The sequence below is a fragment of the Alteromonas sp. McT4-15 genome (assembly GCF_020515205.1).
Taxonomy (GTDB): Bacteria; Pseudomonadota; Gammaproteobacteria; order Enterobacterales; family Alteromonadaceae; genus Alteromonas.
This window is the reverse complement of sequence record NZ_JAJALG010000028.1, coordinates 16,239-40,372: the sequence shown is the minus strand read 5'-3', so window position 1 is coordinate 40,372 and position 24,134 is coordinate 16,239. Positions and strand designations below refer to the sequence as shown.

The following is a 24,134-nucleotide window of genomic DNA, read 5'->3' as shown; positions in this document are numbered from 1 at the left end:
TTACTGGTGTTATCCCATTGGCATTTTCCCCAACAGGTGCCAACTAGAATACCATCTTCGACAAAAGTGCGCTGCTGTTTACCCTCTCAAATTAAGGTTAAACGTTTACCTTGTTATTTAATTGTGAAAATATTGTTAAATAAAGCTTGTCCGACCACTAATAAACTCGCAATTACAACGAGGAACAAAAATGAAAAAAAGTCACACCCTACTATGGACTATGCTGTTTGCGTTATTTTCGCTAAGTGCCAGAGCAGAAATAACCTTTCCCAATTCGGTATACAGTAACCTTGATTACGGCTTGTATTGGTTCGATTACACTGACGCGCAGAAAGCAGTCGCAGGGCAATCTAACCCTTACTATAGTAGCAGTAAGAAAACCGTTATTTATATACACGGTTGGCAGAGTGGCTCGGTTACTAACCGCTCAAGAGAAACTCTAAATAGAAATGGCTCTGGCGGTCCTAATCAAGATCTTGCTTGGTACTGGCTAGATAGAGGTTACAACGTGGGTATCTTGTACTGGAATCAATTCGCTGATGAAAGTGAAGTCAAAGACGCCGAGGCTAAAATTCACTCCACTAATGGCCCTCGCGGCATGCGCTGGAAGTCATCTAATGGCAGTTATAACTCAGGGCCAAATCAATCAGTCACGTCGCTCTTATACACGGCTTTGGTAAACGGTTTACCTAATTTTACCGGCTCAGAGCTCAGAATTGCAGGGCATTCGTTAGGAAATCAGCTTGCGCTGACTATTTCCGATAAGCTTAATACCGCAGTAAACCAAGGCAACTTATCTGGTGCTTACCGCCCCGACCGCATCGCCTTACTTGACCCGTTTTACTCGATAGGTCAGAAATCATACCTTAACAATCAATGGACTGGTGAGCGTAGCAAAGCCATTGTAGATACACTAAAAGCCAAAGGTGTTGCAATTGAAGCGTACAGAAGCTCACCTGTTACCAGTACGTTTTTGGCCGGTGACGACAACAAGAGTCTGATGAACAGTATTGCCTTCTCTGAGTTAAAACCGTGGAATTTTAACTGGTGGCAAGTAGCGGAAAAACACGGTGCAGCGGTTACGCATTATTTTTGGTCTCGTGCGTTTAACCCATTAACGCTTGATAGCAGCAGTACGCAGGTGCCAAGTGCGTCTGCCAGTAAAAGCGTGATTAAAACGTGGATGAACAAAAACAAAGGCGTAATTCAAGATAGTGGTGCGTACAGCGCGACGCCCGCCGATGACGACTTTAAAGAAAAGGCGCGTTTGTAACACGCAATCCGAAAGCACATTGCATACGTACTGTTTAGGTAAATACAATACAAATCCTAAATTCGGACACGGCAGTATGTATGCAATTTTCACTCTTTGATTCAGATAGTACTGACACTAATCAGCCAGCTAGTAGCGTCAAGACGCTCCCATTAGCTGAAGCGGATGTGAAGTATTACTCGCGTGCTATTGCAACTGACAGCGCCAACCACTATTTTCATGCGTTCAAGCAAGAATTGCCATGGCGACAAGACGCCATTCGCCTTTTTGGTAAGTCGATTAATATACCTCGTCTTCAAAGCTGGCATGGCGACCCAGAATGTACTTACACCTATTCAAACTTAACACTTAAGCCTAATCCTTGGACCGACTCTCTTCAGCGCTTAAGAGTGCTGTGCGAGACCTTAAGCAACACATCGTTTAACTGTGTACTTGCCAATTGGTATAGAGACGGCAATGACAGCATGAGTTTTCATGCTGATGATGAGGTTGAGCTCGGCATAAATCCAACAATTGCTTCTGTAACGTTAGGTGAAGCCAGGCCCTTTGTTTTTAAGCACAAAGAAAGTAAAGCCACTTACACCCAAGTGCTTGAGCACGGGAGTGTATTGATTATGGCGGGCACTACACAGAGTCATTATTTGCATGGTATTGCAAAGACGGCTAAGCCAATCGGTGGTAGAATCAATCTTACTTTTCGTCATTTGATTCCACGAAATAGGTAAACACCATATGCAAGTAAAAACGTTTCTTGAAGAAGCGATTCGCAATGCACTTTCACCGCTTTATTTAGAAGTATTAGATGAAAGCTTTATGCACAACGTGCCAGAGGGGGCGCAGAGTCATTTTAAAGTTACAGTGGTAAGTGATGCTTTCGAAGGAAAGCGTTTGCTAGCGCGCCATAGAGAGGTAAACGCATTGGCCGCTGAGGCTTTGGCGGGCCCAGTTCACGCACTTGCTCTTCATACCTATACATCGAAAGAGTGGGAAGCAAGAGGTGGGGAATCGTTAACATCGCCAAACTGTTTGGGCGGCAGCAAGCACGACGCCTAAACGACATATCATCGTTTTTAAATGGAAGTAATTATGAAGCAAGTAGGCGTTTTCGCCGTTTTATTAGACGCTCTTAGGACGCCTTCGATACAAGTGCTAGTGTTTGGCACTGGCTTCTTGTTATGCATGTTGTTTGTTTACATGGGCGTGCTGACACCGATGGACAACAAATTGTATGCCTTGCTTAGCGAAGTGGGAAATGCCGCCCCGTGGCGACAAGCGCTATTACAAGATGCAACAGTGCTAGGTAGCCTAAGCGTACTTTTATTTGTCACTGTGTCAGTGGCTATGGCCCTATTGCTTGCGGGAGAACAACGCAAAGCGCTGACCTTTGTTTGCGCTGTTGCAATAGGTTTGGCCGTCACATTTTTGCTTCAAGCAGGGATCGCACGACCACGACCGCCTTTAGCCGATCACACTGCAACATTGTATGACCATAGCTTTCCTTCAACGCACACTACACTTTCAACCTTAGTCTACTTTTATATCGCGTACTTGCTTAACCATTTTACAAAGAATAGGGCGGTGCGGCTTTGGGTGTATTTGGTAGCAGCGATATTGGTTATGACAATTGGTATAAGCAAAGTCATGTTAGGAATGCATTGGCCCAGTGACGTTGTGGCGGGATGGTGTGCAGGCGGCAGTATGGCGGCGCTGAGCTTTTATGTGATCAAATGGAAGCGCAAGTTGCGTGTAAAAACGTCATAACCATTACAGAAGTATCATATTTTAGCGCGAGACGACCATGGGAAGTAACAACGCTAGTGGCAGCATTGACTATGTAGAAAAAGTGTCGAGTTTGCTTGCAAGTGATATGTACCGCATGCGCTGCTTAACCGCACTAAGGGAGCTTGCTCTACCCCAAGGTTATATTGGCGCGGGCTTTTTACGAAACGCCATTTGGGATGTACTGCACAACAAACTTTCTTCAACACCACTAAACGATGTAGATGTTATTTATTTCTGCCGACAAAGTGAGAAAGAGCGTGACGCAGAGCTTGAACGTCGCTTGCACGACATGATGCCCGAAGCCAACTGGCAAGTGAAAAATCAAGCTAGAATGCATACTCTGCATGGCCACAATCCATACGAAAGTTGCGAACAGGCCATTTCATATTGGATTGAAAAAGAAACGTGTGTTGCGGTTAAGCTAAATGAATTGGGGCGTGTAGAGGTGTTGGCGCCTTTTGGTCTACAGGCTAATTTTGCCAGCACGCTATCTATTAACCCTCGCTATCCACGACGCGAGATCTTTAACACGCGAGTGAAGCAAAAAGATTGGCTTAAAATATGGCCACAGTTAACTCTTCATTATTGATACGTAGCACTACATCTTTTCAGCAATAGTCACTATCTTGGTGGCGATAGAGGCAATCGTTGTACTTTCGCTCATCGCTTGTTTCTGTAACCGTCTATAAGCGCTATTTTCGCTTAAGTTAAACTTATTCATTATCACAAGTTTGGCGCGTCCAATGACCTTTTGCTCATGAATGGCGCGCTTGGCTTCATCGAGTTCTCTCCCCATGTCTTCAATATGTTTTGCCTGTACCCGAAGTAAATCGTAAAACGAGCGGTGAGCGGCAAGTGTTTGTGTTTGCTCATCAATCGCGGCGGGATTGGCGTTGTCTTTGCCTGCATCTTCTACAAGACCAGGCATGTTAGGGTCGAATAACAAGGTCAGTGGCGAGCCTTCACTTAAATGTTCATCGTTGAATCTATCGAGCAATTGCTGATGGTTTGTCAGTTCGTTTTTGGCGTCTATTACTTTTTGATTTGCTTGCTCCAATAATGATTGAGTAAGCTGAACTTCAATTGTCTGCAATGCATCGATGCGTCGTGTTGCCACGTCAAACCATACTTCTGATATGGCCTCTGAAATAGGGCTGCCATCGCTTAGTTGCGCAATCATTTTACGCAACCGCAAGACATCGAATGTCGCTTCACTTTCATTTAATTCGCAAAATGATTGCATACTGGCAGGTGGGCTAAACTCACTAAAAATAGTAAAATGATGGTCTTGGGCGTGTTGTAAGGTATGTAATTTTTCGCACAAATGAGACTCAAAGTGAGTTTCAGCAAATCCAATTGCGCCCCATGCGCGCTCTTGCCCTGCGTACTCTTTGGCTTGCATAAAGTTAAAAAGTGAAACAAGCAGCCGAGTAATATCAGGGTCGCTGGCAATATCCGCGGCTTCGAAAATAACAGTTAACAAGCTGGCAATAAGTCGACTATATGCGCGTGTTGATTCAAGTGCGGATAATCCTTGCTTATTAATTTGTTCTCGAAGGTGTGGCAAATAGTCAGTGGCTTGCATTGCTAGCGTAATACTGCTGAGTAAACGCGGGTTTCCCGAGCTTACCGTATTGGTAAGGTAAAGCGATTTCAAATGGCTTTTTAACAGTGACTCAGCGCTTTCGCTGTGGCTGATATATTGAAGCCTAGCGCTTGAGTAACGCGCTCCCTTTGAGCCCAAAAAGATATTACTGGCGCCGCGCTCTTTTTGTAGTGCGTGCACAAGATCACAAACCGCAATAACAATGCGACAATTGCTCGACAACTGTTCTAACACGGTAATTTCTGCGTGTTTAGCCGCAAGTAAAAAACGTTTAGTTGCATCGCTACATAGCGCTGCAGAAGTTTCTTTTTGTTTTAGCATGTTTCTACGGGTGTACCTGTGTGACGTATTGAACGTACTTTTTTTGTTGTTAGCGTACTTGTCACGATACCTTGCAACAGCTATGCCTTTCTGAGTGAAATCGCAACACTCTCTTATTTCAGCATCAAGTAAGAATGTATATGAGCCGCGCCAACGCGCTTGATTTATGGGTAAAGAAAAACGCTGTGTAATGAAAGACGTTTAAAAAGAGAAGTCGAATGCGTTAAAGGTAACAAAAGAAAGAGGTAAGAATGAGAAGAGATAGGAGTGAGAAGGGCTAAAAGTGAAAACAAAACCAAGAGGTTGCGCCATTGTGGTGCAACCCCGATGCCACTAGTTGCGCACTACGCGCAAAAACCACCCCACAAACAGAGAAATAAGGAAGCCGAAGAAAGAGACCAGAATAGTAATGTTTAGCATCTGCCCAGAGAAATCTGCATTTTCACCAGTATGTTCGCTTACTAACATACCTGATGCCTGAAAGATGAAAAGCGCCGCGACAGAAAATAGCAATATGATTGCTGTCGATACCATTGTCGCTTTCCAGTAAGCCTTGGGTGACGCCCAGTGGATAGCGCCAGCAACCAGCACGCATAAAATAGTCAAGATATAAGGGACCACGTTAACTCCTTAATAGTGAAGTGATAGCCATTATTTTTAATCGATAAAGTGTGCGATGTACCACGCACTTCGCAAAAAATACTGGCATTACGATGCCACGGTGTGTGCTGTTTGTCAGCAAGCGAGCGCTAATTTAACCGTTTACGTGGCGATTTTGAGCGATAATGGTGATAGAATCGCCAACAAATTTTTAAAAGCCGTGTTGGTGTTCCACATTTTGTTGAAACGCCAAGGCGGTCTTTTGTGTTTAACACTTAAGCTTCTGAGAGAACATGTTCGATTTAATTACCAGTAAAGACAGTAATGTAAAAAACGACGTGCTTTCAGGTATTACCGTTGCGCTAGCACTGGTACCTGAAGCCGTAGCTTTTGCATTTGTAGCCGGTGTAGAACCTATGATTGGTTTGTACGCGGCATTTATGATGGGCCTAATTACCTCTGCCATTGGCGGTCGTCCAGGTATGATTTCTGGTGCAACCGGCGCTATGGCGGTTGTTATGGTTGCCTTGGTGGCGCAGCACGGTGTGCAGTATTTGTTTGCCGCTGTAATTCTCGCTGGCCTTTTGCAAATACTATGCGGGGTATTTCGGTTAGGGAAATTTATAAGACTGGTGCCTTACCCCGTAATGCTAGGCTTTGTTAATGGTCTCGCCATTGTCATTTTCCTCGCTCAGCTTGGTCAGTTTAAGGTGATTAACGCTGCAGGTGAGCTGCAATGGATGCAAGGTACCTTACTTTATTGGATGCTAGGCTTGGTGGCACTGACCATGGCAATCATATATTTGCTGCCTAAGTTAACAACCGCTGTACCAGCTTCATTGGTCGCAATTGTTACGGTAACGGCGTTGGTGCATGGATTAGATTTAGAAGCGCGCACGGTTATCGACTTTGTCCGTGACCTTTTACCTGCTGACCAGCGTGATTCCGCGACACTTGCGGGCGAGCTTCCAAGCTTTGCCATACCTATGGTGCCGTTCACGTGGGAAACCTTCATGATCATCCTGCCTACCTCGGTTATTTTATGCTTGGTGGGTTTAATTGAATCGCTACTTACCCTGTCATTGATTGATGAAATGACAGATACCCGTGGGCGCGGAAACAAAGAATGTGTTGGTCAAGGTGTTGCCAACACGGTTAATGGTTTCTTCGGCGGTATGGGTGGTTGTGCCATGATTGGACAGAGCATGATCAATATTAATTCAGGCGGTCGCGGTCGCTTGTCTGGTATTACAGCGGCTGTGGTACTACTAGGCTTTATTCTTTTTGCTGCTCCTCTCATTGAGATGATCCCGCTAGCGGCACTAGTTGGCGTGATGTTTGTTGTGGTAATTGCAACATTTGAGTGGGCGTCGTTTAGAATTATTCGCGGCGTGAACAAAGAAGATGCCTTTGTACTTTTCTTGGTAACTGGCGTTACCGTTATTGCTGACTTGGCAATAGCCGTTGTTGTTGGCGTAATTGTGTCGGCATTGGTGTTCGCATGGAAACACGCACGTCATATTGAGGCAAAATCACATATCGATAACGACGGCTGGAAAGTGTATGAGCTTGATGGTCCGCTTTTCTTCGGCTCAGTGTCTCACTTTAAAGACTTGTTTGATATTGCCAACGACCCAGACGATGTTGTGATTGATTTCAAAGACTCTCGCATTTGGGACTCGTCGGGTATTGATGCGTTAGATACCTTGGCTGACAAATATGAAGAGCAAGGTAAAAAGCTGCACATTCGCTATATTAGTGACGAGTGCCGCTGCTTGCTGCGCAAGGCAGACAAATTTGTAGAGATTAATGTGGTGGAAGACCCGCGTTATCGCGTGGCTACGGACAAACTTGCATAGCAGGTATGCACACTCAGTAAGTTTGCACCAAGCGAATACATGAATGCGTTTGTTTGGTGCATCTGAGCATTAGAAATATCCGGCGTTTTTGTCATATTTAATGTAAAAACAATTAGTTAAGTAATTGGCATTGTTATTGGATATCACTATACGTAAAGTGTGTACTAGTAATTTTGTGTTGATTGCTAGAAGTGTGATTCATAACACTCCGTAAAATGTGTTAGTTAGGTATCTTGTCAATACTTAACGAAAGTAGGCAACGAAGCCCGCACCAACGAAAGTTGGCGCGGGCTTTTTTTTGTCCCGAAGAAAGGGGAAAAACATGACGTCATCTGATTCAAAAACGCGCATCGTGGTCGTAGGCAATGGCATGGTGGGGCACCACTTTGTCGAACAACTACATAGCAGCGATGCAAACGCCGACATAACCGTACTTTGCGGAGAGTCTCGGCTCGCCTATGACCGTGTATATCTATCGTCCTACTTTAGCGGCGCGAGCGCAGATGACTTGGCGCTAACTACGCCTGCACAATATGCGTCATGGGGCGTCAATGTCGTGACCAATGCCATAGTGACAGACATCGACAGAGAGAATAAAACCGTTGTTACCTCTGAAGGTCAAAAATTCGATTACGACAAGTTGGTGTTGGCAACAGGGTCATATCCATTTGTGCCGCCAATTAAAGGTAACGACCAAGAACACTGTTTAGTCTATAGGACCATTGAAGACTTACTGGCTATTGAAGCGTCTGCCAGTGTCAGCAAGGTTGGGGTTGTTGTTGGTGGTGGTTTACTTGGTCTAGAAGCAGCCAATGCACTCAAGCAGGCAGGGCTTGATACGCATGTTGTTGAATTTGCCCCACAGCTAATGGCTGTGCAGCTAGATACGACGGGCGGCGACGTACTTAAGCAAAAGATTTCATCGCTGGGGGTTACCGTTCATACGCAGAAGGCCACGCAGTCAATTGAAGCGGGTGATAGCTGTCGTTACAAAATGGTCTTTGCTGATGGCAGTGAGCTTGAAACCGACATGATCTTATTCTCAGCAGGAATTCGTCCCTCTGATCAACTTGGCAAAAAAGCGTCATTAACGCTTGGTGAGCGTGGCGGTATTGCCATTGATAATCACTGTTTAACGTCTGATCCGAATATTTATGCTATTGGTGAATGCGCACTGTGGGACAACAAAATATTTGGCCTTGTTGCGCCAGGTTATACGATGGCACGCACGGCAGTAAGCCATCTCACTGGTGGTGACAGCGAATTTACTGGCGCAGATATGAGTACCAAATTAAAGCTCATGGGAGTTGAGGTGGGTTCTATTGGTGATGCGCACGAGCGCACAGAAGGGGCGTTGAGCTACACCTATCTAAACCAGCCAGAGGGTGTATACAAAAAACTGGTGGTAGACAGTGAACAGAAGCGAGTGCTAGGCGCCGTGTTGGTTGGTGATACCAGCGACTACGACACGCTATTACAGTATGCGCTTAATGACATTGCGCTTCCTGAATTCCCCGAGAGCCTTATTTTACCATCCAGTGGTAACGCTCCGGCCTTAGGTGCAGATGCGCTACCTGACACAGCGTCTATTTGTTCATGCCTTAATGTAACGAAAGGCGATATTGTGTCGGCCATCGACAGTGGCTGCTGCAGTGTGGCAGACGTAAAAGGCGAAACCAAGGCAAGTACAGGATGTGGCGGCTGTGCGGCATTACTCAAAAATGTTGTCGACGCGGAACTTGAAAAGCGCGGTGTTGAAGTGTCAAAAGCAATTTGCGAGCACTTTAACTATACCCGCCAAGAGCTGTTTCATATTGTGAAAGTCAACGGTATTCGTACTTTTGATGAACTGCTTGATGCGCACGGTGAAGGCCTTGGATGTGAAATTTGCAAACCCGCTGTAGGCTCAATACTCGCATCGGTTTATAACGACTATATCCTTAAAGAGTCACATTTACCTTTGCAGGACACCAATGACATCTATCTAGGGAATATGCAAAAAGACGGCACCTACTCGGTAGTACCACGCGTTCCCGGTGGTGAAATAACGCCCGAGAAGCTTATATTACTTGGTGAAGTTGCTAAAGAATATCAACTCTATACAAAGATCACAGGTGGCCAGCGTATCGATTTATTCGGCGCCCGTGTTGAGCAACTACCGGATATTTGGCAAAAGCTTGTTGAAGGTGGTTTCGAGACAGGACATGCCTACGCCAAAGCACTTCGAACGGTGAAATCTTGTGTAGGCAGTACGTGGTGTCGCTATGGGGTTCAAGACTCTGTGGGGACGGCTATTGACCTTGAAAATCGTTACAAAGGTCTGCGAGCGCCGCACAAAATAAAGTTCGCGGTGTCAGGGTGTACCCGCGAATGTGCAGAGGCACAAAGTAAAGATATCGGCGTTATTGCAACAGAACAAGGTTGGAACCTTTATGTGTGCGGGAATGGCGGTATGAAGCCACGCCATGCCGATCTTTTCGCCACCGACTTAGACACGCAAACCTTAATCAAATACATCGACCGCGTGCTGATGTTCTATGTAAAAACTGCCGATCGACTTCAACGCACCTCGGTGTGGATGGACAACTTAGAAGGTGGGCTAGCCTACCTTCAAGATGTCGTCATCAATGACGCATTAGGCATTAATGGCGAGCTTGAAGCGCAAATGGATACGGTCGTTGACGCCTACCAATGCGAGTGGAAAACCACGATCGAAGACCCACAGTCACGCAAGCGTTTCCGCCAGTTTGTTAATAGTACTGAAACTGACACCAATATTCAGTTTGTCTCTGAGCGCGGGCAAGTAAGGCCAGCAACCGTAGCCGAAAAAGCCGCAGGCGTTGGACAGTTTATCCCAGTGTCTATGGTGTAAAACGACTGAATAAAAGACAAAAGGAGCACATTAATGACGGCAGCACACGATTTTTCCGCAATGCCCACTGAAGAAACAGTATGGCACTGCGCGTGCACTACCGGTGATTTAGTCACCAATAGCGGCGTTTGCGCGCTAATAGAGAACGAACAGGTCGCTATTTTTCATATCAAAATGAACGGTGAATCTCAGATTTACGCTATCGGCAACTTTGATCCTATTGGTAACGCCAATGTGTTGTATCGCGGGTTGTTGGGTTCTATTGGTGGTGCGCCGGTAGTGGCATCTCCTTTATACAAAGAGCATTACTTCCTAGAGACTGGGCTATGTAAAGAGCGAGACGATGTGTCGGTGCGAGCATTTAAGGTAAAAGTTGAAGATGGCAACGTCTACATTGCCCAATAGTGCAACAGTCTAAGGTAAGAACATGAATATGGCTACACAACAACATAATGCTGTAAGCGAGCAGCTTAAACAAACCACGTGCCCTTATTGTGGCGTGGGTTGTGGTGTAGATATCAGTTGCAACGTGAGTAAGCGTACCATTACCCTGGACAACGTTATTGGTACGCCCGAGCATCCCGCCAATTATGGTAGATTGTGTGTAAAAGGAACAAACCTGCTAGAAACAAACGATTTATCAGGTCGCTTGCTTCATCCAACCGTAGCAGGAAAGTCTGTGGATTGGGACACGGCCACAGACGTTATTGCAGATAAAATCACCTCTACTATTGCGCAGTATGGCGCGGATGCCGTTGCTTTTTATGTCTCAGGTCAGCTTCTAACGGAAGATTACTATGTTGCCAATAAGCTGATGAAAGGCTTTATCGGCAGTGCCAATATCGATACCAACTCACGTCTGTGTATGTCATCGGCGGTGGCTGCATATAAGCGCGCATTTGGTGAAGATGTCGTTCCTTGCGATTATTCAGACTTAGAAAACACCGACCTGATTGTGATTACAGGCAGTAACGCCGCTTGGGCACATCCCGTCCTTTTTCAGAGAATTGAGCGGGCTAAACGCCAAAACCCCGATATGAAAGTGGTCGTCATAGACCCAAGGCAAACCGAGACCTGTACGATTGCTGATATGCACTTAGCGATAGCGCCGGGAACTGATGTCGCGCTATTTAATGGTCTTCTCGCTTATGGAGAGAGCACAGGGCGCATTGACCATAATGCGGTAAAGGCATTTGCAGAGGGCCTCGACGACGTTTTGCTAAACGTTAATGACTGCGCTATTGAAAACACTGCACAGCTTTGCGATGTTGATGTTTCTCTTTTGTCTGCTTTTTATGCACTTTTTTCAACGCAAAAACGTGTTGTGACATTTTATTCCATGGGGATAAATCAGTCGTCCAGTGGTGTCGATAAGGCCCAGTCAATCATCAATTGTCATTTGGCGTTTGACTTGATCAGTAAAACCGGATGTGGCCCCTTTTCGATAACTGGGCAGCCTAACGCAATGGGCGGGCGCGAAGTTGGCGGCCTTGCCAACATGTTGGCCGTGCATTGCGATATTGAGAATCCTGAGCATGTAGATGCGATTAAAACCTACTGGAATGCCCCGGTTATGCCACAAAAGCAGGGGCTAAAAGCAGTAGACTTATTTGATGGCATTGAGCAAGGAAAGGTTAAATTTGTTTGGATCATGGGCACCAACCCTGTTGTCAGTATGCCAAACCGACGCCAAGTTGAGCGCGCGTTAACCCAGTGCGAGATGGTTGTAGTTTCTGACATTGTTAACGCCAATGACACGCTTCAGTTTGCTCATGTTGCCTTACCCGCCACGGGGTGGTCTGAGAAAGACGGCACAGTCACAAACTCTGAACGACGTATCTCAAGGCAGCGAGGCATTTTGCCTGCCCCAGGTGATGCAAAGCACGATTGGCAAATTATGTGCGATGTTGCAAAGAAAATGGGTTTTTCAGAAGCATTTGACTACACCCATCCTTCACAAATATTTAGCGAATACGCCGGGCTAACTGGGTTTCGCAACAATGGAAAGCGTCAGTTAGATTTATCGCCATTGCACGGCTTGAGCGAGAGCCAATACAACAACCTTTCGCCAATACAGTGGCCGTTTGAAACGCGAGACTCAAGCTATGATGGTGAACCAACCGTAAATTTGCACGCCCGACGCCCATTTGCGGATAAAGTTTTCTCTACATCTTCAGGCAAAGCAAAGCTCATTGCTGTGCAGTATCGCGCGCCATTGCAGCAAACCAGTGGCGCATATCCCTTCATTGTAAACAGTGGGCGCGCTCGCGATCACTGGCACACAATGACCCGTACGGGTAAAGCAGCAAAGCTACACGCGCACATGAAGCACGCTAACGTCCATGTTAACCCTGATGACGCCATAAAATATTCTCTGAAACACGGGCAGTTAGTATCACTTGAAAGTCCGGCCATGGCCGAAGGAAGCGCAAAAGCGTCTCAAGACTCACTGACCGCGATACCTGTTATTTATCCTGTGAAAATGGATGACAGTATACGAAGAGGCGAGGTTTTTATTCCTATTCATTGGTCGGCGCAGTGGGGATCGCATTGCCATTTAGGGGCATTGTACGCCAGTGCGGTCGACCCCATTTCAGGGCAGCCAGAGCTAAAGCATGCGGCTGCGATGATAAAGCCTGCACCATTTGATGTTATTGGACACGTATTTTTTGACAATAGTATTGATGAACAAACGCTACAAACGGCTTGCCACTATTGGCGTAAAACGCCATTAGAAACAGATAAATGCGCATCAGGAACGGCCTATGATATTGCGTGTAATGCATCTCGTCGCGAGATGCTAGCTAGCTTTCTAGATGCGTTGCCCAAAACCTCACAGGTCATTCACTGTCATCATAAATCGCATACAGTGTGCATCGCCACGAATAACAGCGCAGTATGTTTTATTGCGGTACTGGAAGATAACGTTAACGACATTATTGATGCGTCAATGAGTGTGCTCAATGGCGAAGGGCTGACTGCGTTGGCCAATCAAGTGTTGGGCGATGCCATAGAGCTGCAAACGCAACAACAGTTGTTGCGAGGGCACGTTGACGAGCGATTTATGCAAGGCGAACTTGTGTGTAGCTGTTTTGCAGTGAGAGAAAAGAGCATTGTTGACGCCGTGCATCAGGGGGCAGTAACCGTATCAGCCCTAGGAGAAGCACTTAAATGTGGAACAAACTGTGGCTCGTGTAAACCTGCATTGTCTCAACTTATATCGCGCAATTTGGTTATTGCCACACAGTCTCAATAACCTCTTTTCGTCGCGGGGTTAATAAGCGTGTCTTATTAACCATGTCATTTTTTGGAGCTATTAAGTATGTCTTGGTTATCAACACTCATTAAACCGTTTTTCAACCATGTACTCTTTTTAAACAAGCGTACATTTGAGCCTAGTATGCTTAAACCTCGCCTATTTCAAAGCGCTGGAACAGCAGCGCTAAACGTTTATCGACGCAGCTCAAATGATGAGTGTGGGGCTAATGGTCACACATTGACGAGATTTGTCGACACAAGCCATGTTGAAAGTGACAAAGGAAGTGTGGGGCAAGTGTTTATTGTCGGGGCCGGGCCAGGTGATGCAGAGCTACTTACATTAAAGGCGCTGCGTTTGTTGCAGCAAGCCGATATCGTGCTTTTTGATGCGCTCGTCAGTGAAGATGTTTTAGCGATGATCCCACTGCATGTGAAAAAAGAATACATGGGTAAACGTTGCAAAAAACACAGTTTCACACAGCAAGCTATTTGTGAAAGGGTGGTAACGTTGGCACTAGAGGGCAAAAATGTCGTCCGGTTAAAAGGAGGAGATCCTGCGCTATTTGCCCGTACCTGTGAAGAAACCGCAGCGCTTGATAAGGCTGAAGTCGCCTATGCGATAGTACCTGGCATTACTGCGGCATCCGGCATGTCAGCGTATACGGGTATTCCATTAACAGATAGACGCTGTGCTCAATCTGTTTCGTTTATTACCGCGCACTTTCAAGATGCTTCACAATGGCCTGAAATGAAGCCGCTTGCGCAAAATGTGCTAAAGCAAACCGTAGTGGTTTACATGGGGTTAAGCCGACTTGATGGCCTTGCAAAAGGCTTGATGTGCTATGACGTACCCGCTGATTGGCCTGTGGCAGCGGTTGAAAACGCGACGACATCAAACCAGCGTGTTATCACAGGCTCGCTATCATCTATTGGCACTCTTGTGCGAGACGCTAATTTAACAGGCCCTACGTTACTTGTTTTCGGAAAGGTGGTAGAGTCTAGACAACACGTTAATCAGTGTCTGCTTGATGCACGGCGCTTCCAACATTACTAACATCATTATCAACAACGTCATTAATAAAAATATGCAGCAAGCGTTCAGCGAATACATCAAAATCATTGGCAAAGGACAAAAAGGCGGAAGAAGTTTAACCCGCGATGAAGCGTACAACGCCATGAAAATGGTACTTGCTGGTGAAGTGACCGGGGATCAGCGGGGGGCATTTTTGATGTTATTGCGTACTCGCGAAGAAACCCCTGAAGAAGTCATCGGGTTCGTTGATGCCTGTCGCGAGCTTATCGAAGGTGACGTTCAAACACTGACTCCTACCCTTGATATAGGCTGTTATGCTGGAAAGCGGCGTCAGCTTCCTTGGTATTTATTGGCGGTAGCCGTGCTGGCTGCAGAGGGCCATCGTATTATGTTGCACGGCGCTCATGAGCCTGGTTCTGGACGATTGTACGCCAGTAAGGCGTTACCGATACTCGGGCTTGCTGAGGCAAAAAACATTTCAGACGCTAAACATCAACTTGATGCCAAAGGTGTTACCTATCTAGATTTATCATATTTATTGCCCGCTTTAGATACGCTTATAAAATTGCGAGAAGTATTTGGCTTGCGTTCGTGTGCCAACACACTTGCCCGCTTGCTTAACCCAACCGCAGCGAAGTACTGTGTGCAAGGCGTGTATCACATGCACCTCGATCACAAGCACTGTCGTGTTAACGAAAATTACCCTCATATTGGTGCTTTGTGCTTTCGAGGTGACGGCGGAGATCCAGAAGTAAACGGCGAAAGGGAAACCGCGCTTTTTGTAACCCGCAACGGCGAAACGCAAGAGATACGACTGCCGGTTATTACCGAAAAATGGGCGCTGAAAGACACCCGAATGAACGTGAATGATATGCTAGAAGTATGGCAAGGCATACGCAATCATGTTTATGGCGAACAGGCCATTATTGGAACACTGGCAAGTTATTTAGTATTGCTAGAGCAGCACAACACGTCAGATGCTATAGCAAAAGCACAGGCATTGTGGCTGCAGCGCGATAAATCTTCTCTTCCATTTTCTTAGACAATAGTCTGCTTTAACTGCCTTAGTCTTGACATACACATGGGTATAATTGTTAATAGTATTAACAAGGTACTCCATGTGTGATGTTATGCGACTTGGGCTTTTTTTTCTTTTCTTAATTGTTGTGTCGTTAGCCCCTCGCGCTGAGGAGTCCGATACAAGCGTTACGCTCGTACTTGCTGCAGATATGCCTGATATCAGTGACGAGCATGCAGGCTACTATCCACAATTACAAACCTTGGTTAAAGAATACCGCAGCAAAGACGAAACCGTCTTTTTCGTATTTGGTGGCGGCTCTATCGGGCCTAGTGCACTCTCATCATTTGATCGGGGGTCGCATATCATTGATATTCTTAACTCCATTGAGCCCGACGTGATGGGAGTAACTAAAAGGGAATTTAGCTTTTATGAGGACGAATTGTCATTGCGTTCTTACGAAGCAGCATTTCCATTTGTTGCGAGTAACGCCGTTGTTAGGCGTGAAGGGCGCAGGCCTGATGGTCTTCAAACATCTGTCATAATTAAACAAGACAATGTAGCTTTGGGCGTTATCTCTGTGCTTCACGAAAGGGTTGTAAGTGAATACCAACTCTCCGATATAGCCATTGAATCACCACAAAAGGTCATCATCGAAGAAGCTAGGGCATTGCGTGAAAGGGGGGCCGACCTAGTCTTGCTTCACTACTCTTATCCTTTCACTTTTATCGATAATTTACTCTCCAAACATATTGTGGATGTAGCCTTTATTTCCGATAGTCGCTTAAATGAGAAAAAGTTGGACGACCCTACTGAAAACCCCCGAAACCTGAGCCTTTCTCAATCAGGCAACGCGGTTGTGGCGCGCCTTAAAAAGCATCCCACATGGTCGGTCACATCTTCTGAAAAAATAAAGCTAGGCTCGCTTAGTCCAAATCCCAGCGTACAAGAGCAAGTTTACGGATATGAAGCTCGACTTAAGCGCTTGCTCAATATACAAATTGGAGAGTGGAACACTGCACATTCAACCCTTCGTGCAGAGGTAAGAAGTCAAGAAAACGGCTTTGCTAACCTTGTTGTTGATACGCTTAAAGACTATGCCAATACCGATGTTGCCCTTTTGAATGGAGGAAGCATTCGCGGAAATAAAACATACGAGCCTGGAATGCCAATATCGCGACAGGATATCGTAGTGGAAATGCCGTTTCGCGCCAGTGTAGTATCGTTACGCCTTTCAGGGGAGCAACTGATTCTAGCGCTAGAGCAGGGGCTATCTCAGTATGAAAATGTTAAAGGTGGATTCCCTCATGTTGCTGGCATGCAATATACCTTTGATAGTCGTGCAAAGCCTTTTTCTCGCGTTAAATCTGTTAGTGTGGGTGGCGAGCCACTGCGCCCTGAAAGAATGTACTCGGTTGCTACAAGCGACTTTCTCGCTAATGGTGGAGATGGTTACTTTGCGCTGAAAGATGCGCCGCGTCTTAATAGTCAAACAGCAAGACCTCCTCAAATATCCGACCTTGTAGTTCAGAAAATTGCCAATCAATACAATGTATCTACGCATAAAATGCAGCGTATTTTGAATGTGGCAAAAGGAAGGTAGGATGGCTAATAAAAAAAAGACCCTTCAGTTTTTTGTGCTGGCGCAATGTAGTGTGATGGGGCTGTTCTTGTTTATTTTAGCCATGTCGATATTCAGACTGGACGATGTTAGAAAGATATTGAGTGATGTTGCTACAACCTCAATTCCTACACTCAGTCAAGCCACAGAAATTACCCGAGAGGTACAGCATTTAATATCACTCACGGCGCGCCTTACTGCGTCTGAGAACCAGTCATCTCGACGAATTGTGAAAGCGGCACTGGATGATTCTCTCAACCGTCTAAGAGCGCCCATTATTCATGACGAGTTCAGCGACAAATATTTAATGACTCAACTCAGCGTACTTGTGCAGGAAATTGACGAGCTTAATGCTTTAGTCACGCAACGAATTGATGTTGAAAAGGAAGTAAGCGTAGAGCGAGAAGCACTCTTTGACTACCTCAATAGTATTTTTGAGGGGAACGATGAGCAATTTGTCGACCTGCAACATTCTAAAATGCTGGTGTCGCTCATTCTACAAATTGCCCAGATTAACCAACAATTCCAGTTACACGAGCTAAGACTTCTAGAAGGTAATATTGAAAATAGCATCGCACAGCTTCGCGCAACGTCTAACAATAGCGCAAGTAGTCAAGCGTTGGTGTCATCGTTAGAAGAAGCGGTACTCGATGAATGGGGAATGATAGACAAGCAAGCTAATGTCATGCGGATCAGGGGGCGTTCGCGGGGACGCGGTAGTTTCGTTGAACACTTGGCTGAAGAAGTAGCGTCTAACATAGAATATCGAACGGCATCTATTACACAAGCCACCTATGAACACGCCGACAACGCCAATCGAAGTGTTACAAAACAAATCAGTTTGTCACTTGCGCTGTCGTTAATTGTCATGCTGATTTGTTGTGCCATTATTTTCTATATCTACAAACGCATTATTTTGCGGCTGATAGCGCTAACCAATTTAGTTGAGAACGACAGTGAAGCGGTTAAATCTCAAGAAGCTGAACTCATAAACTTGTCGTTGAGCGATGCGCTAACCAATATTCCAAATCGGCGTGCTTTTGAACTAGAAATTGAAAAAAGCAGAGCCATGGCGAAGCGTCACAAGTGGCCGTTAACCGTGTTGATGATTGACGTAGACCACTTTAAAGCCTACAACGACCATTATGGGCACACTCAAGGCGACGCCTGTCTTAAGAAAGTGGCAAAAGGGTTAAACAAAGCCATTGCCCGCAATACCGATTTCTGCGCACGTTACGGTGGAGAAGAGTTTGTGGCAATTATGCCTAATACTGACCAGCGCGGTGCGGGTATAAAGGCAGAAGAAGCGAGGGAGATTATCGAACAGTTACACATCGCTCACGCTAAAAGTAACGTCTCTGATTACATAACGGTCAGTATTGGCGCTGCCACTTTTTACTTTGACGAACAAAATGATTGGCAACCCGACACTCTGTTGAATTTAGCGGATAATGCATTGTATCAAGCTAAAAATGCTGGTCGAAATCGTTGCGTTTTTATACGACAGCCTTAACCTTAACTGTCAACACGCTCTAGGTAGTGCAACAGCCTGCATACTTAAGTTTTCTTTACGCTGCTATTTTCATCTTTCATTTCAGTTCTATTTTCGGCACGTGCGTCGATTTTCGGCACGCTCTTCGATGCTCTGCTATCTTTAATTTTGCATATATGTTTGCCGATTTAGCTTGGGAGTATTGGATGTTTTTCAAAAACAAAGAATTGATTGCCGAAAATCAACGATTACAACAAGAGTTAGCTGCTTTTAAAATGGTCCAGCAGGAACTTCGTGAAGAAATGCTGTTCGTTCAACTTGATAAAGAAGGGCGAATTACAGATGCAAATGACTTATTTGTAAAGGCTAGCGGTCATAAAGTAGATGGCATAAAGGGTAAGTCCCTGGAGTCTTTAATACCGGCTAAATCGCATAAAAAAGATGATGTGAAAGCGATACTTAAAGCCATTAAACAGCAAGAACATTGGCATGGTGCGCTTAATTTAAAGAATGCTTCAGGGCATGAAATTTGGGTAAGAGGCATTATCCACCCTGTCGATAATGCACAAGGCAATGTTGATTATATTGCCTTTTATATGGCTGAGCAGACCCAAAATATCGCCTATAGCAATGAACTTAGAGACTTAATAACTGCCCTGCATCGTTCTTCGGCGGTAATCGAATTCGCATTGGATGGCACTATTCTCAATGCCAATGACAATTTTCTTACTGGTATGGGATATAAGAAAGACCAAATTGTAGGTAAACACCATCGTATTTTCTGCACTGAAGAAGAAGCAAAGTCGCAAGCCTACAAAACGTTTTGGCAGGACTTAGCTACCGGTAAAGTGGTATCAGGGCGCTTTAAGCGGATTGATAGTCGAGGGAACGAAGTGTGGCTAGAGGCTTCCTACAATCCCATTCGCAACGAAGACAATGAACTCTACAAAGTCGCTAAGTTTGCCACAGTAATTACAGAGCAAATGCAGCGTGAAGTTGCTATTTCTGAGGCAGCCAATGTAGCGTTCACTATTTCAAAAGAAACAGGAGAACAGGCTAAAAAAGGGAGTGATATTCAAAAGGCAACAGTTAGCACAATGAACGAACTTGCCAAGAGAATGGGTGATGCCAGTGAAGGTATTAAAGATCTCGACGAGCAATCGCAAAAAGTCGCTGATTTGGTAAAGAGTATTAGCGGTATTGCTGATCAAACGAATTTACTGGCGCTCAATGCCGCTATCGAAGCTGCAAGAGCGGGTGATCAAGGGCGCGGGTTTGCAGTCGTGGCCGATGAGGTCCGTCAACTTGCATCACGAACAAGTAGTGCTACAGAAGAGATTGTGAGTGTTGTTGTCGAAAACAGAAAGCTTACCGAGAATGCCGTACAGCTGATTGAAGCGGGTCAAGAGAAAGCCAGAGAAGCATTGGAATATGCCAATGAATCGGGCAAAGCGATGACAGAGATACAGCATGGCGCTGATGAGGTGGTTAACGCTATTGGGCAGTTTACGCAAAAGTTATAGCGAGTGTTCCAATGCGCACCACAGTTGAACAAAAAGACTTTTTTGGTGCATTAACATGGCATGTTGCGGCGCAGTTTCTGTCTTCATAGTAGTTAATGTTTATAAATATCAGTGAGTTATATTTTTGGCACGGACACTGCTCTGTCTTACTCCGTAATGCTGCGCAGATGATGCGCTTAACTTATTTTACGAAGAACAACAAGGAATCAAGTCGAGTCAGGGAAGTACTTGAGACTTAACTTGGTAATAAGTGAATAATAATAACAATACGCTATTTGGTTTTTTTTAAACCTTCACAAAGAAGAGGTGTGAGCGGGAATTCCTTGCTTACCAATTACAATTTGAACAGTTTGTAAGTACTGTGAGCTTACAAATCTGGCAACGAAGCCCACCAAGCGCGACAGTTAAGTGTCGACAGCTGGTGGGTTTTTTTTTGGCTACGAGGAACACGTATGACTGGGTTAACAACATCACTAATAAAGCGATTTTCGAAGGCGAGTGTAACCGTGTGTACCGCACTCGCTGTGACTTTTTGTGCAGTATCTACCTCTGCGATAGCACAAGAGCAAACGGTAGGCTGGCCTGAAAAAGAAGAACTCAAATTTGGTTTTATCAAACTTACTGATATGGCACCGCTTGCCATTGCTTACGAGAAAGGCTTTTTTGAAGACGAGGGGTTATACGTCACCCTTGAGGCGCAGGCAAATTGGAAGGTATTGCTTGACCGGGTTATCGACGGACAGCTTGACGGCGCGCACATGCTAGCGGGTCAGCCATTAGGGGCGACGATTGGTTTTGGTACTGAATCTCACGTTGTAACTGCTTTTAGTATGGATCTCAATGGTAATGGCATCACGGTTTCTAATGAGATTTGGGAAAAAATGAAAGCGCATATTCCGCATGAAGACGGAAAGCCTGTTCACCCAATCAAAGCTGATTATCTAAAGCCTGTGGTTGATGAATATCGCAGTGCCGGCAAGCCGTTTAATATGGGCATGGTGTTCCCTGTATCAACGCACAATTATGAACTGCGCTATTGGCTAGCAGCTGGCGGTATTCATCCTGGTTATTACGCGCCGCATAAAGGCGATACTGCAGGGCAGATTGACGCGCAAGCGCTGCTTTCGGTAACACCTCCTCCTCAAATGCCAGCCACTATGGAGGCGGGTACTATTTATGGTTACTGTGTTGGCGAGCCATGGAATCAACAAGCTGTTTTTAAGGATATCGGCGTACCGGTTATTACCGATTATGAAATTTGGAAGAACAACCCCGAAAAAGTCTTTGGTGTAAGCCAAAGCTGGGCAGAGAAACATCCCAATACACATATTCGCGTAGTCAAAGCATTGATTCGAGCAGCAATGTGGCTAGACGAAAACAACAACGCCAATCGTCCTGAAGCCGTCAAAATACTTGCAAAAAGTACGTATGTTGGGGCTGATGAAGACGTACTTGCCAACAGCATGACAGGCACGTTCGAATATGAAAAAGGGGACAAACGCGATGTGCCTGACTTCAATGTATTCTTCCGCTACAACGCTACATACCCCTATTACAGCGACGCTATTTGGTATCTGACACAAATGCGCCGCTGGGGACAGATATCAGAAGCCAAATCGGATGAATGGTATAAAGAAATGGCTAAAAAAGTATACAAGCCAGAGACTTACGCTAAAGCAGCACTCGCGCTAATTGCAGAGGGCAAAGCAAATGCAGCTGATTTTCCTGAGTTCGCCACTGAGACTGGCTATAAGCCACCGCAAAGTGAATTTATAGACGGTGTGACGTTCGATGGAAGCAAACCAAATGCTTACCTTGAGCAGTTCAGTATTGGTCTAAAAGGTAAAACGGTTCTTTAAGGTAAATAAGACGGCCTTGTAAAGAGTCAAGGCCGTCAAACTTGTAAGTTCATGAAAGGTGTCAGGAGCAAGCGATGAGCAAAATGACCACAATTCTTCGAATGCCAACATCGGCATCGACAAACAATAGTACGTTAGGTCGCGTTTATAACATGACACCAGCCTTGTTATTGCCCATTATCGGCTTACTGATGTTTCTCGCTGTGTGGAACGGTGTTGCGAAAAGTATCGATACCTCGTTGGGGCAGTTTCCTGGACCCGCAGAGGTGTGGGAACAAGCGGGCGCTTTAATTGATGAGCATATTGCACAGCGTGAAAAAGCCGACGCGTTTTATCAACGTCAAGAGGCGCGAAACGCAGAGCGAGTGAAACAAGACCCTTCATATGTACCAAAACTACGTGACTTTACTGGCGCACCAACGTTCTTTGACCAAATATGGACGAGCTTGTATACCGTCATGGTGGGGTTTGTGATCGCGTCACTGGTTGCAGTTCCCGTCGGAATTTTGTGTGGCTTAAGTAAGTCGGCGTATACGGCAATAAATCCACTGATTCAATTATTCAAGCCAGTCTCCCCACTAGCTTGGCTCCCGCTTGTTACTATGGTTGTTAGCGCTCTATACGTCAGTGACGACCCTGCGTTTTCAAAGTCGTTTGTGACATCTGCTTTTACGGTATCGCTGTGTTGTTTGTGGCCGACACTTATAAATACTGCAGTTGGCGTTTCAAATATTGATAAGGACCTTATCAATGTCAGCAAAGTGCTTCGCCTTACGCCCTTTGCTCATCTAACAAAGATTGTCTTGCCTTCGTCTATTCCAATGATTTTTACCGGGCTGCGGTTATCACTAGGTATTGGGTGGATGGTATTGATTGCTGCTGAAATGTTGGCGCAAAACCCTGGGCTTGGAAAGTTTGTCTGGGACGAATTTCAAAATGGCAGTTCAGAATCTCTTGCTAGGATAATGGTGGCTGTACTGACAATAGGTGCCATCGGCTTTGTGCTGGACCGTCTTATGCTATCGGTACAACGGGCTGTAAGTTGGGACAAGTCGAGCGTTTTACGTTAATTACTCGCAGGATAAAGGAAAAAATACGATGTCTTCAAAACATTTAGAACTTGCCCAAGTGGGTATTGACTTTCCAACGCCTAAAGGCCCTTTTACCGCACTAACCGATGTTAATCTAAAAATAGCCAAAGGTGAATTTGTGTCATTAATTGGCCATTCTGGATGCGGTAAATCGACGGTTCTTAATATTGTCGCAGGCCTTCATCAGGCTACCACAGGAGGCGTTATCTTAGATGGTGCAGAGGTTCGTACTCCTGGCCCTGAAAGAGCAGTTGTCTTTCAGAATCATTCTTTGCTTCCTTGGTTGAGTGTTTATAAAAATGTCGAGCTAGCAGTGAAGTCAACCATGCGCGGTAAATCGAAAAGTGAGATGAGGGATTGGATCATGCACAACCTTGAACTTGTGCACATGACCCATGCATTAGACAAGCTGCCCAGTGAAATTTCAGGCGGTATGAAACAGCGTGTAGGTATCGCCCGTGCCCTAGCCATGGAGCCAAAAGTATTATTGATGGATGAACCCTTTGGGGCACTTGATGCGCTTACTCGTGCTCATCTTCAAGACTCTTTAATGGAAATACATGCTGATTTGGGTAACACCGTTATCATGATTACTCATGACGTCGATGAGGCAGTCTTGCTCTCAGATAGAATTGTGATGATGAACAATGGGCCTGCTGCAACCATTGGCGAAATACTCGATATAGCGTTACCGCGACCAAGAGACCGCTTAGCCCTTGCTGACAATAAGCAATACAACCACTACCGCCATGAAGTGCTCACCTTTCTTTACGACAAACAGAAGAAAGTGGAAACCGTTGCTTCACATGGCAAAAAAAATTCTAAACAACTATCTAAAGAGGTGTCATCTGAAAAAAAAGACGCGAATGAATCAGATGCTGCCTAACGCGGTCGGCTTCTGAACTTAGCGACCACGTGTCGCAACC

The 24,134-nt window shown here is 45.5% G+C and carries 19 protein-coding genes; 17 read left to right on the top strand and 2 right to left on the bottom strand.

All coding sequences use genetic code 11. The features are described from left to right. The first annotated feature begins 190 nt into the window (after positions 1 to 190). The 5 genes from LHL20_RS16205 (at position 191) to LHL20_RS16185 (ending at position 3,644) form a co-directional block, all read left to right on the top strand. A complete protein-coding gene (locus tag LHL20_RS16205) occupies positions 191 to 1,273 on the top strand; it encodes a hypothetical protein (RefSeq protein WP_226434037.1) in 1,083 nt (360 codons plus the stop codon). Positions 1,274 to 1,353: 80 nt separating this feature from the next. Further along, positions 1,354 to 1,998 (top strand): alpha-ketoglutarate-dependent dioxygenase AlkB family protein, encoded by a 645-nt coding sequence (locus LHL20_RS16200; protein ID WP_226434036.1) that lies wholly within the window; start codon positions 1,354 to 1,356, stop codon positions 1,996 to 1,998. A gap of 7 nt (positions 1,999 to 2,005) precedes the next feature. Further along, the gene (locus LHL20_RS16195) at positions 2,006 to 2,326 is read left to right on the top strand and encodes a BolA/IbaG family iron-sulfur metabolism protein (RefSeq protein WP_226434035.1); all 321 of its coding nucleotides are present in this window, start codon (positions 2,006 to 2,008) and stop codon (positions 2,324 to 2,326) included. Positions 2,327 to 2,359: 33 nt separating this feature from the next. Next, the gene (locus tag LHL20_RS16190) at positions 2,360 to 3,034 is read left to right on the top strand and encodes a phosphatase PAP2 family protein (protein WP_226434034.1); all 675 of its coding nucleotides are present in this window, start codon (positions 2,360 to 2,362) and stop codon (positions 3,032 to 3,034) included. A gap of 106 nt (positions 3,035 to 3,140) precedes the next feature. After that, positions 3,141 to 3,644 (top strand): nucleotidyltransferase family protein, encoded by a 504-nt coding sequence (locus tag LHL20_RS16185; RefSeq protein ID WP_413228904.1) that lies wholly within the window; start codon positions 3,141 to 3,143, stop codon positions 3,642 to 3,644. A 9-nt stretch (positions 3,645 to 3,653) separates the two neighbouring features. Here the strand turns inward: LHL20_RS16185 and LHL20_RS16180 are convergent, their stop codons facing one another. Together LHL20_RS16180 and LHL20_RS16175 are read right to left on the bottom strand one after the other, a co-directional pair. After that, on the bottom strand, positions 3,654 to 4,982 hold the full coding sequence (locus tag LHL20_RS16180) for a nitrate regulatory protein (protein ID WP_226434032.1): 1,329 nt from the start codon (positions 4,980 to 4,982) through the stop codon (positions 3,654 to 3,656). Positions 4,983 to 5,315: 333 nt separating this feature from the next. Then, on the bottom strand, positions 5,316 to 5,603 hold the full coding sequence (locus LHL20_RS16175) for a hypothetical protein (protein ID WP_202263475.1): 288 nt from the start codon (positions 5,601 to 5,603) through the stop codon (positions 5,316 to 5,318). A gap of 272 nt (positions 5,604 to 5,875) precedes the next feature. Between LHL20_RS16175 and LHL20_RS16170 the strand changes: the two genes are divergently transcribed. From LHL20_RS16170 to LHL20_RS16115, 12 genes are all read left to right on the top strand, one after another. Then, positions 5,876 to 7,441, top strand: coding sequence for a SulP family inorganic anion transporter (locus LHL20_RS16170; RefSeq protein ID WP_226434031.1), 1,566 nt, complete (start codon positions 5,876 to 5,878; stop codon positions 7,439 to 7,441). A gap of 322 nt (positions 7,442 to 7,763) precedes the next feature. Beyond that, on the top strand, positions 7,764 to 10,313 hold the full coding sequence (nirB, locus tag LHL20_RS16165) for a nitrite reductase large subunit NirB (protein ID WP_226434030.1): 2,550 nt from the start codon (positions 7,764 to 7,766) through the stop codon (positions 10,311 to 10,313). Positions 10,314 to 10,346: 33 nt separating this feature from the next. After that, on the top strand, positions 10,347 to 10,718 hold the full coding sequence (gene nirD / locus LHL20_RS16160; protein ID WP_226434029.1) for a nitrite reductase small subunit NirD: 372 nt from the start codon (positions 10,347 to 10,349) through the stop codon (positions 10,716 to 10,718). A 22-nt stretch (positions 10,719 to 10,740) separates the two neighbouring features. Next, positions 10,741 to 13,569: a nitrate reductase gene (locus LHL20_RS16155; protein ID WP_226434028.1), complete on the top strand. Its 2,829-nt coding sequence runs from the start codon at positions 10,741 to 10,743 to the stop codon at positions 13,567 to 13,569. Positions 13,570 to 13,635: 66 nt separating this feature from the next. Beyond that, the gene (cobA, locus tag LHL20_RS16150) at positions 13,636 to 14,625 is read left to right on the top strand and encodes a uroporphyrinogen-III C-methyltransferase (protein WP_226434027.1); all 990 of its coding nucleotides are present in this window, start codon (positions 13,636 to 13,638) and stop codon (positions 14,623 to 14,625) included. A gap of 31 nt (positions 14,626 to 14,656) precedes the next feature. After that, complete coding sequence (locus tag LHL20_RS16145) at positions 14,657 to 15,646, top strand: glycosyl transferase family protein (protein WP_319003242.1); 990 nt, start codon at positions 14,657 to 14,659, stop codon at positions 15,644 to 15,646. Between the two features lie 76 nt (positions 15,647 to 15,722). After that, positions 15,723 to 17,225: a bifunctional metallophosphatase/5'-nucleotidase gene (locus LHL20_RS16140; RefSeq protein WP_226434025.1), complete on the top strand. Its 1,503-nt coding sequence runs from the start codon at positions 15,723 to 15,725 to the stop codon at positions 17,223 to 17,225. Between the two features lies 1 nt (position 17,226). Then, positions 17,227 to 18,756 (top strand): GGDEF domain-containing protein, encoded by a 1,530-nt coding sequence (locus tag LHL20_RS16135; protein WP_226434024.1) that lies wholly within the window; start codon positions 17,227 to 17,229, stop codon positions 18,754 to 18,756. Positions 18,757 to 18,941: 185 nt separating this feature from the next. Continuing rightward, on the top strand, positions 18,942 to 20,258 hold the full coding sequence (locus tag LHL20_RS16130) for a methyl-accepting chemotaxis protein (RefSeq protein ID WP_226434023.1): 1,317 nt from the start codon (positions 18,942 to 18,944) through the stop codon (positions 20,256 to 20,258). Between the two features lie 452 nt (positions 20,259 to 20,710). Further along, positions 20,711 to 22,117 (top strand): CmpA/NrtA family ABC transporter substrate-binding protein, encoded by a 1,407-nt coding sequence (locus LHL20_RS16125; RefSeq protein WP_202263495.1) that lies wholly within the window; start codon positions 20,711 to 20,713, stop codon positions 22,115 to 22,117. 74 nt (positions 22,118 to 22,191) lie between these two features. After that, on the top strand, positions 22,192 to 23,187 hold the full coding sequence (locus tag LHL20_RS16120; protein WP_201283781.1) for an ABC transporter permease: 996 nt from the start codon (positions 22,192 to 22,194) through the stop codon (positions 23,185 to 23,187). 28 nt (positions 23,188 to 23,215) lie between these two features. Further along, positions 23,216 to 24,094 (top strand): ABC transporter ATP-binding protein, encoded by an 879-nt coding sequence (locus tag LHL20_RS16115; RefSeq protein ID WP_159624070.1) that lies wholly within the window; start codon positions 23,216 to 23,218, stop codon positions 24,092 to 24,094. The last annotated feature ends 40 nt before the right edge of the window (positions 24,095 to 24,134 follow it).